The sequence below is a fragment of the Amycolatopsis sp. NPDC050768 genome, assembly GCF_040654155.1.
Taxonomy (GTDB): domain Bacteria; phylum Actinomycetota; class Actinomycetes; order Mycobacteriales; family Pseudonocardiaceae; genus Amycolatopsis.
Map to the genome: position 1 here is coordinate 378,641 of NZ_JBFAHL010000002.1, position 14,183 is coordinate 392,823.

The following is a 14,183-nucleotide window of genomic DNA, read 5'->3' on the forward strand; positions in this document are numbered from 1 at the left end:
GGGTTTCACCGCAGTCGGAGGGTCGTCGCACCCCACTTCACCGTCGGGCTCGGAGAGCGGGACACCCAGCTGCACGGCGAGGCCGACTCCCACGCCGACCGCAATCGCAGCCAGCCCGGCATCCAGCGCCAACGCTCAGCCGGCCCACCGCTGCCCGGGCCACGCCGGAAACCTCCCCGGCCGTCGGTCAACCGAAGCAACGCCGTCAGTCCGCCTCCCCACGCCACGGCGCGCTGAGGCGGCCCACCGCGGCCACGACGGCGGCCCGCAGCCGCGCCTGGTCGGATTCGGCGGTCGGCCGCAGCGCGCCGGGGTAGAGGATCGCCGTGTGGTGGAGGGTCCAGATCAGGGCGTAGAGGTCCGCGGTGTCGATGGCCTCGTCGGTCGGGCGCGCGGCGCGCATCTCGGCGAGCTTGGCGCCGAACGACTCCAGCTCGCGCGCGGTCGGTTCCGGGCGTTCGAGCTGCCGCCAGAGCGTGAGCCGGGCGCGGTCGGGGTCCGAGGCGTAGTAGTCGAAGACGGCGCCGGCGAAGCGCGCCAGGTCGTCCCAGGTCTCCGGGACGGTCTCCATGCCCGTCAGCAGGCGTTCGACCACGACCGTGTCGAACAGCTCCTCTTTGCTCCCGAAGTAGTCGTAGATGGCGCGCTTGTTGGCCTCGGCGTTCGCGGCGATCCGGTCGACCCGCGCGCCGGCCAGGCCGTACGCGGCGAACTCCCGGTACGCGGCCTCCAGGACCCGGCGCTTGGTCTCCGTCGCGTCACGTGGCATCCCGCGAGCATAGAGCGTTCCGAACTATCTGGTTCTTTCGGTGCTATAGTCGATACCGAACCATCCAGTTCGTTCGTTTTGGAGACCAACCATGACCACGCGTGAGACGGCCGTTCGCGGAGTCGACAACCGCAAGCCCGTTCCGCTGGCGCAGGCCGGTCGCGGCCGCGTCGCAATCCTGACCGCAGACAAGGTCGAGGACGTCGAGTTCTTCTACCCGTACCACCGCTTCGTCGAGGAGGGCTACGACGTCGACGTGATCACGCCGGCCGGCGGCCTGCTCAGTGGCTACCGCGGCACCACCCTGCAGGACACCCTCCCCCTCGCCGACGCCGACCCGCAGGCGTACGACGCGCTGTACATGCCTGGCGGCCTCGCGCCCGAGGAGCTCGTGGCGAACGACGCCGCGGTGGAGTTCGTGCGCACGTTCGCGGAGCGCGACAAGCCGATCGGTTCGGTGTGCCACGGCCCGCGGGTCCTCGCCAAGGCGGGCCTCGCGACCGGCCGCGCCATGACGGGCTTCTACCACGTCGAGAGCGACATCGCCGACGCCGGCGGAACCTACGTCGATGAGCCGGTCGTGGCGGACGGGCAGATCGTCACCTCCCGGCGCCCCGGCGACCTGCCGCAGGAGATGGCGGTGATCCTCGAGCGGCTGCACGCCGCCTGATCAGGTGAGCGGCGAGCGAGGCAACCATCAGTACATTGAGGACAGTCAGCGCAAAGGGGCGAAGAACATGCGGATGAGGAAACTCGGCGGCCAAGGCCTGGAAGTCTCGGCCGAGGGGTTCGGCGCGATGGGGATGAGCGCGTTCTACGGGGACCGTGACGACGAAGAGTCGATCGCCACTCTCCGCCACGCGGCCGACCTCGGGATCACGCTGATCGACACCGCGGAGGCCTACGGCCCGTTCGAGAACGAGAAGCTGATCCACCGCGCGCTCGGGCACCGGCGCGACGAGCTCGTGCTCGCGACCAAGTTCGCCACCGAAATCGACGACGACGGCACCTTCCACGGCCCGAACGGAAGCCCGGAGTACGCCCGCAAGGCCGTCGAACGGTCCCTTCGCCACCTCGGGACCGACCGGATCGACCTGCTGTACCTGCACCGGGTCGACCCGGCGACGCCGATCGAGGACACCGTCGGCGGCATGGCCGCCCTCGTGCAGGAGGGCAAGGTGCGCTACCTCGGGTTGTCCGAGGCGGCGCCGGCCACGATCCGCCGCGCCCACGCGGTGCACCCGATCACCGCGCTGCAGTCGGAGTTCTCCCTGTTCAGCCAGGAGGCCCTGAGCAACGGCGTGAAGGCCGTCGTCGACGAGCTGGGCATCGGGTTCGTCGCCTTCTCCCCGCTCGGCCGCGGCTTCCTGTCCGGCACGATCCGCAGCGTCGACGACCTCGCCCCCGGCGACGCGCGGCGCGGGCTCCCTCGGTTCTCGCCGGAGAACATCGCGGCCAACCTCGTGCTGGTGGACCGGGTTCGTGCGCTCGCCGAGGAGAAGGGCGTGACCCCGGGCCAGATCGCGCTGGCCTGGGTGATGGGCCACGACGTCGTGCCCATCCCGGGCACGAAACGGCGGAAGTACCTGGAGGAGAACGCCGCCGCCACGGACTTCTCGCTCAGCGAAGCCGACCTCGCCCGGCTCGAAGCCGCCGTGCCGCACACCGCCGTGGCGGGAGATCGCGACACGCCCGCGGGGCTGGCCAAGACGAACGGCTGACCACTGTCCACTTCGGACCCGGGTGTGCCGCCCGGGTCGAGGTGGAGGTCTACCGGCGCAGCGGCACGAGATCGTCCGCGTGGACGACCTCACGGCGGTGCTCCACGGGGACCTCGTGGCTCGACCGGCCGATCAGATCCGGCAGCTCGCCCGCGTCGAACGCCACCACGCCGCGCGCGACCGGGACGTCCTTGGCATCAACGAGGTCCACGACGTCGCCCGCCTCGAACTTGCCGAGCACGCCGGTGATGCCGGCCGCCAGCAGCGAGCGGCGGCGCAGGATCGCGGCCACCGCGCCGTCGTCAAGACGGAGGCGGCCGGACGAGTCGGCGGCGTAGCCGAGCCAGAAGCGGCGCGCGGACAGGCGGGTGTCGGCGGGCGCGAAGACCGTGCCGACGTCGGCCGCGCCGAGGGCGCCCGCGGCGTCGACGGCGGCGGCGAGCAGCACGGGGATGCCGGCGCCCGCGGCGGTGCGGGCGGCGGCGAGCTTCGAGACCATGCCGCCCGTGCCGAGGCCCGAGGAGGACATGCCGACGGAGATGCCCTCCACATCGGACTCGCTCAGCACCTCGGCGATCTTGCGCGTGGCGCCGTCGCGAGGATCGCCGTCGTAGAGACCGTCCACATCGGACAGCAAGATCAGTGCGTCGGCGCCGATGAGGTGGGCGACGAGGGCGGCGAGGCGGTCGTTGTCGCCGAAGCGGATTTCCTGCGTGGCCACGGTGTCGTTCTCGTTGACCACGGGCACGGCGCCGAGGGCGAGCAGCCGCGAGAACGTGCGCTGCGCGTTGCGGTAGTGCGCGCGGCGCACCACGTCGTCGGACGTCAGCAGGACCTGGCCGACGGTGAGCGAGTACCTGCCGAACGATTCCGCGTACGCGTGGGCCAGCGCGAGCTGACCGACGCTCGCCGCCGCCTGCTTCGTGGCCAGGTCACGCGGGCGCTTGCCCAGCGACAGCGGCGCGAGGCCGGCGCCGATGGCACCCGAGGACACGAGCACGATCTGGCAGTCGCGGGCCACGCGCGCCGCGATGGCGTCGACCAGCGCGTCGAGCCGCTTGACGTCCAGGCCGCTGCCGGCGGTCGTCAGCCCGGACGAACCGACCTTGACGACGAGCCTGCGGGCTTCGGCGATCTCGACGCGCGTGCCGCTCACCGGTCCAGTTCCTCCAGATCGTCGTCGAAGTCATCCGCATGGTCGGCGGAGGCCGAGTCGGAGTCCTCGTCGGAGAATGACTCGTCCTCCCCGGTCCCGTCACGACGGATCCGGCGGGCTTCCTTGCGCTCCGCCGCGCCGATGCGGTCGCTCTTCTCCAGCCGCACGTCAGTGCCGCGTCCGGACAGGTGCACCGCGACGCTGGGCGACGACGGCTCCCACTCGAACTGCACGTCGCCGATCGTGACCGGGCTGCCCGGCTTCGCACCCTTCTTCGCGAGCGCGTCCTCGACGCCGAGACGGTTGAGCCGGTCGGCGAGGTAGCCGACGGCCTCGTCGTTGGCGAAGTTCGTCTGCCGGATCCAGCGCTCGGGCCGGGCACCGCGGACGATGAACGCGCCCTCTTCCTCCGGGTCGGCCGAGACGGTGAAGCCGCTGTCGTCGATGGCCAGCGGGTGCAGCACGATGCGCTGCTGCTCCAGCACCGGCTGCGCCTCGCGGTACTCCTCCACGACCTTCGCCAGCGCGAAGGTGAGCTCCCGCAGGCCCTTGCGCGAGGCCGTCGAGATCTCGAACACCTGCAGGCCGCGGGCCTCGAACTCGGGCCGCACGAACTCCGCCAGCTCCGCGGCTTCCGGCACGTCGATCTTGTTGAGCACCACCACGCGCGGGCGCTCGTCGAGCTTGCCGCCCAGGCCCGGGGTGTACTTGGCGAGCTCCTCTTCGAGAGCGTCCACATCGGACACCGGGTCCCGGCCCGGCTCCAGCGTCGCGCAGTCGACCACATGCACCAGCACGGCGCAGCGCTCGATGTGGCGCAGGAAGTCCAGACCCAGGCCCTTGCCCTCCGACGCGCCCGGGATCAGGCCCGGCACGTCGGCCATCGTGAACACGGTGGAGCCGGCGGTGATCACGCCGAGGTTCGGCACGAGCGTGGTGAACGGGTAGTCGGCGATCTTCGGCTTCGCGGCCGAGAGCACGGAGATCAGCGACGACTTGCCCGCGCTCGGGAAGCCGAGCAGGCCGACGTCGGCGACCGAACGCAGCTCCAGCACCAGGTTGCGCGACTCGCCGGGCTCGCCCAGCAGCGCGAACCCGGGGGCCTTGCGGGCCTTCGACGCCAGCGACGCGTTGCCGAGCCCGCCGCGGCCGCCCTGGGCCGCGATGAACGTGGTGCCGGGCGACACGAGGTCGGCCACGAGCTCGCCGTCCTCCGTGAAGACGACGGTGCCGGACGGCACGCGCATCTCCAGCGGGTCGCCGGCGGCGCCGTTGCGGTTGTTGCCCTGGCCCATCTTGCCGTTGCCGGCGCGGGCATGGGGGCGGAAGTGGAAGTCGAGCAGGGTGTGGACGTTGGGGTCGACGACGAGCGTGACGTCGCCGCCGTTGCCGCCGTTGCCGCCGTCCGGACCCCCCAGGGGCTTGAACTTTTCGCGGTGCACGGAGGCACAGCCGTTGCCCCCGTCACCGGCGGTCAGGTGGATCACCGCGCGGTCCACGAACCGGGACGCCATGGCACTGCCTCACTTCACTCGCGAAGAAAAAACTCTCGGACAACACAAACGAGGGGTGGCGCCGGATATTCCGGCTCCACCCCTCGTCGGAAAGTCGTGTTGCAGAAAACCCGAAGATCAGGCTTCTGCGGCGACCGAAGGCACGATGTTGACCGTCTTGCGGCCACGCTTGGTGCCGAACTCGACCGCACCGGCGGCGAGCGCGAACAGCGTGTCGTCGCCGCCACGGCCGACGTTCACGCCGGGGTGGAACTTGGTGCCACGCTGGCGGATCAGGATCTCGCCGGCGTTCACCTCCTGGCCGCCGTAGCGCTTCACGCCCAGTCGCTGGGCGTTGGAGTCACGACCGTTGCGGGAGCTGGACGCACCCTTCTTGTGAGCCATCGCTCAAGCCTCTTTCTGAAAGTCTGCGAAGATCCGAAGAACTACTTGGAGATACCGGTGACCTCAACGCGGGTCAGCTTCTGCCGGTGACCCTGGCGCTTGTGGTAGCCGGTCTTGTTCTTGAACTTGTGGATCCGGATCTTCGGACCCTTGGTCTGCTCCACGACCTTGCCGGTAACCGAGACCTTCGCCAACGCGTCGGCGTCCGTGGTGACCTCGCCACCGTCCACGAACAGCACAGCGGGGAAGGTGTGCTCGGTGCCCGGCTCGCCCTCGAGCTTCTCGACCTCGACGACGTCGCCGACGGCCACCTTGTACTGCTTGCCGCCGGTCTTGACGATCGCGTACGCCGACACGGAAGTCTCCTGCATTAACTCGGCCCTGTAACTACTAGGCAATCGGGTGGGGGGCTGGCGCGGACGGCCCGCCCGAAGGCGGTCCAGGTGCTCGCGCAGCGGCCTGCTCTGGTGGTAGGCCGTACTACAGGTTACGTGAGGTTCCCCGGTGGATGGACACCGGGGTCCCCTACGTGGTCTTTCAGCTCTGCTCCGAGGCGTGCACCGGCGGACCCGCCGGGCGCGACGCCGCCCGGCGCGACCGGCGCCGGGTGGGTCGCGTGGCCGGAGCCGGCACGTCGACCTCGGATTCGGCCTCCGAAGTCGACGCGGCCGCCTCAGCGGTCTCGGCGGTCTCGGCAACCTCGGTCTTCTCAACCGTCTCAACCGGCTGAGCCGCTTCCTCGACGGCCGGCGCCGGGGTCTCGGCGGCCGGGGCCGCCGTCTCCTGCGCCGTCTCCACCGTCTTCACGGCCTCCGCCAGTGGCTTCGGCTCGTCCTCGACGTGCGGCTCCGGCTCGCCCTCGTGCTCGCCCTTGTGGGACGCCGCCTTCGACGCGTTCACCATCGCCTGCACGGCCGACACCACGGACTCGCGCTGCTCGGGCGTGGGCGCCGGGGCCGGCTCCACGACCTTGGTGGGCTCGGCCTGCTGCTCGTCGCCCTTGCCGCGGCCGCGCGAGCGACGGGAGCTCTTGGTGTCCCCACCGCCGCCGCCGTGGTTGTGGCCGTTGGTGCCGCCGCCGTTGCCGCCACCACCGGTGCGCTGCGGCTCGGTGGACACGATGACCCCGCGGCCCTTGCAGTGCTCACACGGCGTGGAGAACGCCTCGAGCAGGCCCGTGCCGATCTTCTTGCGGGTCATCTGCACCAGACCCAGCGACGTGACCTCGGCGACCTGGTGACGCGTGCGGTCGCGGCCGAGGCACTCGGTGAGGCGGCGCAGCACCAGCTCGCGGTTGGACTCGAGCACCATGTCGATGAAGTCGATCACGATGATGCCGCCGATGTCGCGCAGCCGCAGCTGGCGGACGATCTCCTCCGCCGACTCCAGGTTGTTGCGCGTCACCGTCTCTTCGAGGTTGCCGCCCGAGCCGGTGAACTTGCCGGTGTTGACGTCGATCACCGTCATCGCCTCGGTGCGGTCGATGACGAGGTAACCACCCGAGGGCAGCCAGACCTTGCGGTCGAGCGCCTTCGTGATCTGCTCGTCGATCCGGTGGTCGGCGAACACGTCGCCGGTGCCGGTGTAGCGCTTGAGGCGGTCGGCCAGGTCCGGGGCCACGTGCTCCACGTACGAGTGGATCGTGTCAAACGACTTGCCGCCCTGCACTTCGAGCTTGGCGAAGTCCTCGGTGAACAGGTCGCGCACGACCTTCACCAGCAGGTCGGGCTCTTCGTAGAGCATGGTCGGCGTGCCGCCCTTTTTGGCGGAACCGGCGTCGGCCTTCTCCTTGATGACGTCCCACTGCACCTTGAGGCGCCGGACGTCGCGGTCGAGCTCCTCCTCGACGATGCCTTCCGACGCGGTGCGGATAATCACGCCCGCGTCCTCCGGGACGATCCGCTTGAGGATGTCCTTGAGCCGGCGCCGCTCGTTCTCCGGCAGCTTGCGCGAGATGCCCGTGGCCCCGCCGGCCGGCACGTAGACCAGGAAGCGGCCGGGCAGCGAGATCTGCGTGGTCAGCCGGGCGCCCTTGTGCCCGACCGGGTCCTTCGTGACCTGCACGAGCACGCTGTCGCCGGTGGACAGGGCCTGCTCGATCTTGCGGGCCTTGCCCTCCAGGCCGGCGGCGTCCCAGTCGACCTCACCGGCGTAGAGCACGGCGTTGCGGCCGCGGCCGATGTCGATGAACGCGGCCTCCATGCTCGGCAGCACGTTCTGCACGCGGCCGAGGTAGACGTTGCCCACGATCGACCCGGTGCCGGCCGAGGTGACGAAGTGCTCCACGAGCACGCCGTCCTCGAGCACCGCGATCTGCGTGGAGTCGCCCTTCTCGGCGACGACCATCGTGCGCTCCACCGACTCGCGGCGGGCGAGGAACTCGGCCTCCGACAGGATCGGGGCGCGGCGGCGGCCGGCCTCGCGACCGTCGCGGCGGCGCTGACGCTTGGCCTCCAGGCGCGTGGAGCCGCGCACGCTGCGCACCTCGTCGCGCGCCGGGCGCTCGGGCTGCTCGGCCTTCGCCTGGCGCACGTGGGTGACGGTGTTGGGCGGGTCGTCGGTGGTCGCGTCGGACCCGTCGTCGTCCCCGCCCTTGCGACGGCGGCGACGGCGCCGGCGGCGGCTGCCGCCCTCGCCGTCGGAGTCGCCGTCGGCATCGGCTTCGCCGGACGAGTCCTCGGACTCGGTCTGCTCGCCCTGCTCGGAGTCGGCCTTGTCGGCCTGCTTCTCGGGCTTGTCGGCCTGTTTCTCGGCTTGCTTGTCGTCCTGCTTCGCCGAGCCGCGCTTGCGGTCCGGCTCGTCGGCGGGCTCGTCGTCTTCGGTGCCGCCCTCGTCGCCGCCCTTGCCCCGGCCGCGGCCACGGCGGCCGCGACGACGCCGGCGACGACCGGATGCGCCGTCTTCGTCGTCGTCGGAGCGATCGTCGGTGTCCTCGCCCGTGGTGTCCTCGGCCTGCTCGTCCTCGGCCGGCGCTTCCTCGGCGACCGGCTTCGGGCCGACGCCGAACACCGGCGCGGGCCGGTTGCGCGCGGGCCGCTCACCGGCGGGCTCGGGCTCCGGCGGCAGGAAGACCGGCGACGGCGCGGCGAACACCGGCACGTGCACCGGGCGCTTGGCCTGCGCCCGCTCCGGCTCCTCGGCCTCGACCTCGGCGGGCGGGTGGCTCACGACGACGGCGGGCACGGCGGCCCGGCGGACGCGGCGGCGCGGCTCGCGCTGCCCGGGGGCGGCCTGCTCTTCGGCGGGCTGCTCGGTGGTCTCGGCGCTTTCGGTGCTTTCGGCCTGGACGGGTTCGGGCTGAGCCGGCTGCTCAGTGACCTCGGTGACCTCAGGGGTCGCGGTGCTCTCGGCCGCCGCGGTGACCTCGGGCGTGCTCTCGGCCGCTTCGGCCGGGGCGAGCGCCTCGGCCACCTTTACCGCGACCTCGCGCGTCACGCTCGACTGCGCGCTGCGGGGGCTCTCGCCCAGCTCGGCCAGCTTGGCGAGCAGGTCGCGGCTGCTGGAGCCCAGCAGCTTGGCGAGCGCGTGCACGCGAATGCGCGGCGGCAGCTCCCCCAGCTGACTGGTCACGGGTGCGGCGGTATTCCCGCCGGTCTGATCGGCGGGTGTGTCCGCGTTCGACATGTGTCTCCTCCGCCCCCGGGCGCGTCTGCCGGTTCTCACCGGTCATGACGCGGCCGCGCAGGGGCCCTTTCTGTTCCGTGCCCGCCGTGGTGGTGACCAGCGGCGGGAATCCTTGCGTGGCAAACCGTGCGGTCCACCGGGGTTCGGCGAACCGGGCACGGTCAGGTCTCCTCGGCGGCGTGCCGGCCTGGCTCCGACCCCTCGCGGGCCAGCCCCACCACGTCGAGCTGCCCGGCCTCCCGGGGGCGACGCGAGTGGTGCCGGTCCGGCACTCCTCCGGACCACTCACGACGCAGGCAGGATGCCCGTCGTCGAGGCGGTCGACGTGAGTATCCCACACCCGGGGGTGCACCCGGTGTAGTCGGTGCCCTGCGCGGCCCGTGGCGGTGCGAACTTGGCCGTTCCGCTTGTCCCGCCGCCCCAGCCTGGTTACCGTGCGGCTCGGGCACGCGTGCGCGCGGGTGCCCGGCGTTTCCTGCATCCGGTAGGAGGTCCGGTGTCCCTGCTGGCGCGGCCGCTGCGCGCGGCCGTGTGCCTCGTCGCGGTGCTCTGCGGGTGCCTCGCCGCCGGCCCGGCGAGCGCGGACGAGCCGAGCTGCCACCCGTCCGGGCGAACCTTGCGCTACGTCGTCGCCTTCGACCGGGGCACCTCCGAAGACTCCGCACGCGAGCAGGTGGAAGCCGCCTGCGGTCACTCGTCCGGGTACTACCCGCAGATCGCCGTCGGCATCGTCACTTCGGATGATCCGGACTTCGGGTCGAATATCGGGCTCGACCGGGCGTTCAGCGCGCAAGGCACCCGGCTGGCGGCGCAGCGCGCGAGCGGCGACGCGGTGCCGCCGCAGCCCGCGCGGGCTGAGCTGCACCTGAGCGACCCCGCGCAGGTGTCCACGGCCGACCTGTCGGGTGAGCAGTGGGACATGAAGATGATCGGCGCGACCTTCGCGCACCAGGTGAGCGAAGGCAGCCGCGACGTGGTGGTCGGCGTGCTCGACTCCGGCGTCGACCCGAGCCACCCCGATCTCGCCGCCGCGATCGACCCGGCCGACTCCGCGGGCTGCCTCACCGGCGTCCCCGATCCGCGGCCGGCGGCCTGGCAACCCACGACTTCGGTGCACGGCACGCACGTGGCCGGCATCATCGCCGCGGCCGACGACGGCAAGGGCGTGACGGGCGTCGCTCCCGGTGTGCGGATCGCCTCGGTGAAGGTGATCGACGACCGCGGCTACGCCGATCCCGAGGCCGCGGTGTGCGGGCTGATGTGGTCGGCGGCGCACCACCTGCCCGTGACCAACAGCAGCTGGTTCGTGAACCCGTGGTCCCTCTCGTGCGTGCGCGGCAACGACCGTGGCGTCGTCCACGAGGTGCTGGCGCGCGCGGTGGAGTACGCCACGTCGGCCGGGACGCTGAACGTCGCGGCGGCGACCAATGAGGCCGTGGACCTGACACCGTCGGCCCACTCGGGCGTGCCGACGGCCGGGGCCGCGAAATGCGAAGCGCTGCCGGCGGGCCTGCGTGACGTGGTGGCGGTGTCGGCTGTGGGGGCGGACCGCGTGAAGGCCGGTTACAGCTCGTACGGCCTCGGTGTGGTGGATGTCACCGCGCCCGGCGGCGAGGCCGGGCGCTGCGTGGTGTCGACCGTGCCCGGGGGCTACGCGCCGCTGTGCGGCACGTCGATGGCCGCGCCCCACGTCGCCGGCGTGCTGGCGCTGCTGAAGTCGGCGCACCCCGGTATGTCGGCCGCGGACCTGCGCCGCGCCCTGGAGACGGCGGCCACGCCCATGCCGTGCCCCGACGACTACGACCTCACCGGCGACGGCACCCAGGACGCCTACTGCGCCGGCTACGACAGCTACAACGGCTTCTACGGCCACGGCCTCGTCGACGCGCTCGCCGCCGTGACCCCGCCGGAGACGGGCCCGCCGAACCCCGCGAGATAGGCCGTCGGTGCCCCGGGTTGGATGTCCGGACGCGGTTCCGCTGACGTGCGCGAGGAGGTGCGGTGCTCGAAGCGCTCGGCCTGACCGCCGACGAGGAGCGGGCGTTCCGCGTGCTCGTGGGCGGCTACCGCGCCGCGGCCGGCGAGGTGGCCACGCGGCTGGGGCTCGCCGTGGCCGAGGCCGAGCGGGTACTCGGCTCGCTCGTGGCCAAACGGCTCGTGAGCCGCACCGGCGAGCACTACGTGCCGGCGCCGCCCGACGTCTCGCTCGGACCGTTGCTGCGCCACGGCCAGTCGGAGCTCGACCACGCCCGCGCCGCCGTCACAGAGCTGGCTGAGCAGTACCGTGACAGCGCGCGGCGGCGCGATTCGTCACGGCTGGTCGAGGTCGTCACCGGCGCGGAGGCGATCCGGCAGCAGGCACTGAGCCTCCAGCGCGACGCGCGCGAGGAGGTGCTGTGGTTCTGCCGCGAGGCACCGATCGCCATGCCGGCCGCCGACAACGACGAGGAGTTCCGCGCCCTGGCCCGCGGCGTGCGCTTCCGGGTGCTGTACGAGACCGCGCTGCTCGAAGAACCGGGCGCGATCGCGGGCCTGGCCGAGGGCATCCGCCTGGGCGAACGGGCGCGCACGATCGCGAAGCTGCCCGTGCGCCTCGCCGTGGCCGACCGGGCGCTCGCGCTGTGCCCGCTCGCCGACGACGAGGCCACCGGCGAGCCGACCGCCGCGCTCGTGCTGGGCAGCAGCCTGGTGACCGCGCTGGTGGCGCTGTTCGAGAGCTACTGGGAACGCGCGTCTCCCCTTCGCATCGACGGCGTCCCCGCCGACGCGCAGTTGTCGCCCGACGAGCGCCGGATGCTGTCTCTCCTCGTCGGCGGCGTGAGCGACAAGTCGATAGCGAAGCACCTCGGGGTGAGCCACCGGACGGTTCAGCGGCGGTTGCAGGACCTGATGCAGCGGGCGGACGCGCAGAGCCGGATGCAGCTGGCGTGGCAGGTCGCGAAACTCGGGTGGCTGGACGGCTGACTGTCCACTGAGGACCAGGGCCGGGTGTCCACCGCGGACACCCGGCCCCGCGGATCAGTGCAAGGGCAGGCGGTAGACGCCCGCGCCCGTGCCGGCCAGCAGCCAGTGGCCGTCGGCGGAGGGCAGGAGGGTGCGGACGTCGCGGTCGGCCGGTTGGGTGGGCAGCTTGGTGAAGTGGCGGCCGCCGTCGTGGCTGAGGAGGACGCCGGCGCCGGGTTCGTACTTGTCGGCGGAGGACACGTAGAGGGTGCCGTCGCGGGTGAAGACGGCGTCGGAGTAGCCGGCCGTGCCGAGGCCCGCAGCGGGGCGGAAAGTGGCGCCGCCGTCGGTGCTGGCCTTGACGAAGCCGGCGCCGGTGACCACGACGTGGCGGGCGTCGCGCGGGTCGACGGTCACGTGGGCGACCTCGCCGTCGAAGAGCTTCTGCGCGGTGGCGCCGCCGTCGGTGCTGCGGTAGAGGCCGGTGACGTCGCCGATCCACACGGCACCGCGGGAGCGCGGGTCGACGGCGATCGACTGCACGCCGTCGAGGCCGGCGAGCGCGTGCTGCGTCAGCGTGCGGCCGCCGTCGTGGCTCGTGTAGACGGCGGGCGTGAGGTAGCTGCCCGCGTAGACCGTGTTCGGGTCGCGCGGGTCGACGGCGAGCGCGCGGGAGTTGCCCGGCACGGTCGCGAACTGCTGCCAGGTGGTGCCGCCGTCGCCGGAGCGTTCGACGGTGAAGCAGTCGACCTCGCAGTAGCCCTGGCGCACGCGCAGCACGGCCTTGGCCGACACCGTCGCGAGCGCGCCGATGGAGTTGCCCAAGGTGTCCGGGGCCTGGCCGGTCCAGCCCCAGTCCTCGTAGCCGCGCGGGAGGTGCGCCGCGAACGGCGCCGTCGAGCGGTAGGTGCCACTGCGCGTGGCCGCGACGAGTGCCGCGCCGACGCTCGCGAGCGCGTTGACCTCGGTGTCGGGCACGCCGATGCGCCGGAACGTCACCGAGTCCCGCGTGCTGAAGATCCCCGCGGCCGCTGCCACGACCTGCTCGTGCTGGCGGTCGGGGAAGCTGCCGATCTCGGAGTAGAGGTCGATCGCACCGGTCGCGGCCGGGTGGTCGGTCCACGTGCGGCCGCGGTCGCGGCTGACCCAGACATCGCGGGCGCCGGCGCTGCCGTCGGGCTGCGGCGAGGCGATGGACTGGACCTCGAGCTCCCCGGCGGAGGTCAGCCCGGTGAACGCCGTCGCGTCGTCGGCGCCCCACGGACCGGTCAGCGTGCGGAAGGTCCGGCCTCCGTCGGTGGAGAGCACGCCGCTACCGAGCACACCCGAACCGACGACGATGCCGTCCGCCGCGGCCAGGTTCGCGAGGTAGGACGAGCCGGGCACCGAGAGCTTGCGCGGCGCGCGCGGGTGGCTCAGCGCGTCGTCGACGACGTGGATTTCGCTGCTGGTGGACAGGAACAGGTGGTCGCCGTCGAGGGCGAGGTCGGTGACGCCCGCCGGCGCGCCCGGGAGCTTCGCCCAGTGGCGGCCGTGGTCGGTGCTGGTGAGCACGCCGTCGTCGCCCGCCGCGAACACGTCCTCGCCCGAAGGCGAGACCACCACGGACGCGAGCAGGCCCGGACTCGTGGCGACGGAGCGGAACGTGCGCGCCGCGTCATCGCTGCGCAGCACCTCGCCGGTGCCCGTGGCCGGGTCGGTGGCCGCGACGTAGACGACGGACCCTTCGCGCGGGTCAGCCGCGATCGCGGTGCCGTTGGCGCCCAACGGACCTGGCGTGGTCCAGGTGTCGCCGTGGTCGTCGGTGCGGTAGACGGCGCGGCCGCTGTCGGGCAGCACGTACAGCCGCGCCGGGGCGTCGGGCGTGAACGCGAGGTGGCCGCCGGCGCTGTTCGGGCCGACGAGCTGCCACGGCTGCGCGTGGGCGGGCTCGGCCAAGGCGGGGACGGCCAGGGCGAGGGACAAGCCGGCGGTGAGCGCGGCCAGCTTCAGGGGTCTTCCGTGCATCCGGTCAGCCTGGGGCAGTCCGGGCGCGCCGTCACGATCTTCGCCGTGGCCGAAATACGACAGGT

11 protein-coding genes are annotated in these 14,183 nt (G+C 72.4%); 4 read left to right on the forward strand and 7 right to left on the reverse strand.

Translation table 11 applies throughout. The annotated features are described in order from the left end of the window. Positions 1–205: 205 nt before the first annotated feature. Positions 206–769, reverse strand: a complete 564-nt coding sequence (locus AB0H62_RS09040; RefSeq protein ID WP_360585092.1) for a TetR family transcriptional regulator — start codon at positions 767–769, stop codon at positions 206–208. A gap of 91 nt (positions 770–860) precedes the next feature. Here AB0H62_RS09040 and AB0H62_RS09045 point away from each other — a divergent pair, with 91 nt between their 5' ends. Both AB0H62_RS09045 and AB0H62_RS09050 read left to right on the forward strand, forming a co-directional pair. Then, entirely contained in the window at positions 861–1,439 is a 579-nt protein-coding gene (locus AB0H62_RS09045) for a DJ-1/PfpI family protein (protein ID WP_360585094.1), read from the forward strand. A gap of 67 nt (positions 1,440–1,506) precedes the next feature. Next, positions 1,507–2,490, forward strand: coding sequence for an aldo/keto reductase (locus AB0H62_RS09050; protein ID WP_360585096.1), 984 nt, complete (start codon positions 1,507–1,509; stop codon positions 2,488–2,490). Positions 2,491–2,539: 49 nt separating this feature from the next. Here the strand turns inward: AB0H62_RS09050 and proB are convergent, their stop codons facing one another. From proB to AB0H62_RS09075, 5 genes are all read right to left on the reverse strand, one after another. Then, positions 2,540–3,646, reverse strand: coding sequence for a glutamate 5-kinase (gene proB, locus AB0H62_RS09055; RefSeq protein WP_354873961.1), 1,107 nt, complete (start codon positions 3,644–3,646; stop codon positions 2,540–2,542). After that, positions 3,643–5,160 (reverse strand): GTPase ObgE, encoded by a 1,518-nt coding sequence (gene obgE, locus AB0H62_RS09060; RefSeq protein WP_220242879.1) that lies wholly within the window; start codon positions 5,158–5,160, stop codon positions 3,643–3,645. Before obgE ends, proB begins: the two co-directional genes overlap by 4 nt. Positions 5,161–5,277: 117 nt before the next feature. Next, on the reverse strand, positions 5,278–5,544 hold the full coding sequence (rpmA, locus tag AB0H62_RS09065) for a 50S ribosomal protein L27 (protein WP_220242880.1): 267 nt from the start codon (positions 5,542–5,544) through the stop codon (positions 5,278–5,280). Positions 5,545–5,585: 41 nt separating this feature from the next. Further along, positions 5,586–5,900 (reverse strand): 50S ribosomal protein L21, encoded by a 315-nt coding sequence (rplU, locus tag AB0H62_RS09070; RefSeq protein ID WP_009081084.1) that lies wholly within the window; start codon positions 5,898–5,900, stop codon positions 5,586–5,588. A 181-nt stretch (positions 5,901–6,081) separates the two neighbouring features. After that, a complete protein-coding gene (locus AB0H62_RS09075; protein ID WP_360585100.1) occupies positions 6,082–9,168 on the reverse strand; it encodes a translation initiation factor IF-2 N-terminal domain-containing protein in 3,087 nt (1,028 codons plus the stop codon). Positions 9,169–9,664: 496 nt separating this feature from the next. Here AB0H62_RS09075 and AB0H62_RS09080 point away from each other — a divergent pair, with 496 nt between their 5' ends. Both AB0H62_RS09080 and AB0H62_RS09085 read left to right on the forward strand, forming a co-directional pair. Next, the gene (locus tag AB0H62_RS09080; RefSeq protein ID WP_360585102.1) at positions 9,665–11,107 is read left to right on the forward strand and encodes a S8 family serine peptidase; all 1,443 of its coding nucleotides are present in this window, start codon (positions 9,665–9,667) and stop codon (positions 11,105–11,107) included. A 62-nt stretch (positions 11,108–11,169) separates the two neighbouring features. After that, positions 11,170–12,132, forward strand: a complete 963-nt coding sequence (locus tag AB0H62_RS09085; RefSeq protein WP_360585104.1) for a LuxR C-terminal-related transcriptional regulator — start codon at positions 11,170–11,172, stop codon at positions 12,130–12,132. Positions 12,133–12,186: 54 nt separating this feature from the next. On the opposite strand, the gene AB0H62_RS09090 is transcribed toward AB0H62_RS09085, so the two are convergent. Beyond that, positions 12,187–14,118: a hypothetical protein gene (locus tag AB0H62_RS09090; RefSeq protein WP_360585106.1), complete on the reverse strand. Its 1,932-nt coding sequence runs from the start codon at positions 14,116–14,118 to the stop codon at positions 12,187–12,189. Positions 14,119–14,183: the final 65 nt, after the last annotated feature.

Excerpts from the sequence above, each read along its gene's own strand:
- AB0H62_RS09040 (WP_360585092.1), bottom strand. The coding sequence starts at position 769 with ATGCCACGTGACGCGACGGAGACCAAGCGCCGGGTCCTGGAGGCCGCG.
- AB0H62_RS09045 (WP_360585094.1), top strand. The coding sequence starts at position 861 with ATGACCACGCGTGAGACGGCCGTTCGCGGAGTCGACAACCGCAAGCCC.
- AB0H62_RS09050 (WP_360585096.1), top strand. The coding sequence starts at position 1,507 with ATGCGGATGAGGAAACTCGGCGGCCAAGGCCTGGAAGTCTCGGCCGAG.
- obgE (WP_220242879.1), bottom strand. The coding sequence starts at position 5,160 with ATGGCGTCCCGGTTCGTGGACCGCGCGGTGATCCACCTGACCGCCGGT.
- rpmA (WP_220242880.1), bottom strand. The coding sequence starts at position 5,544 with ATGGCTCACAAGAAGGGTGCGTCCAGCTCCCGCAACGGTCGTGACTCC.
- AB0H62_RS09075 (WP_360585100.1), bottom strand. The coding sequence starts at position 9,168 with ATGTCGAACGCGGACACACCCGCCGATCAGACCGGCGGGAATACCGCC.
- AB0H62_RS09090 (WP_360585106.1), bottom strand. The coding sequence starts at position 14,118 with ATGCACGGAAGACCCCTGAAGCTGGCCGCGCTCACCGCCGGCTTGTCC.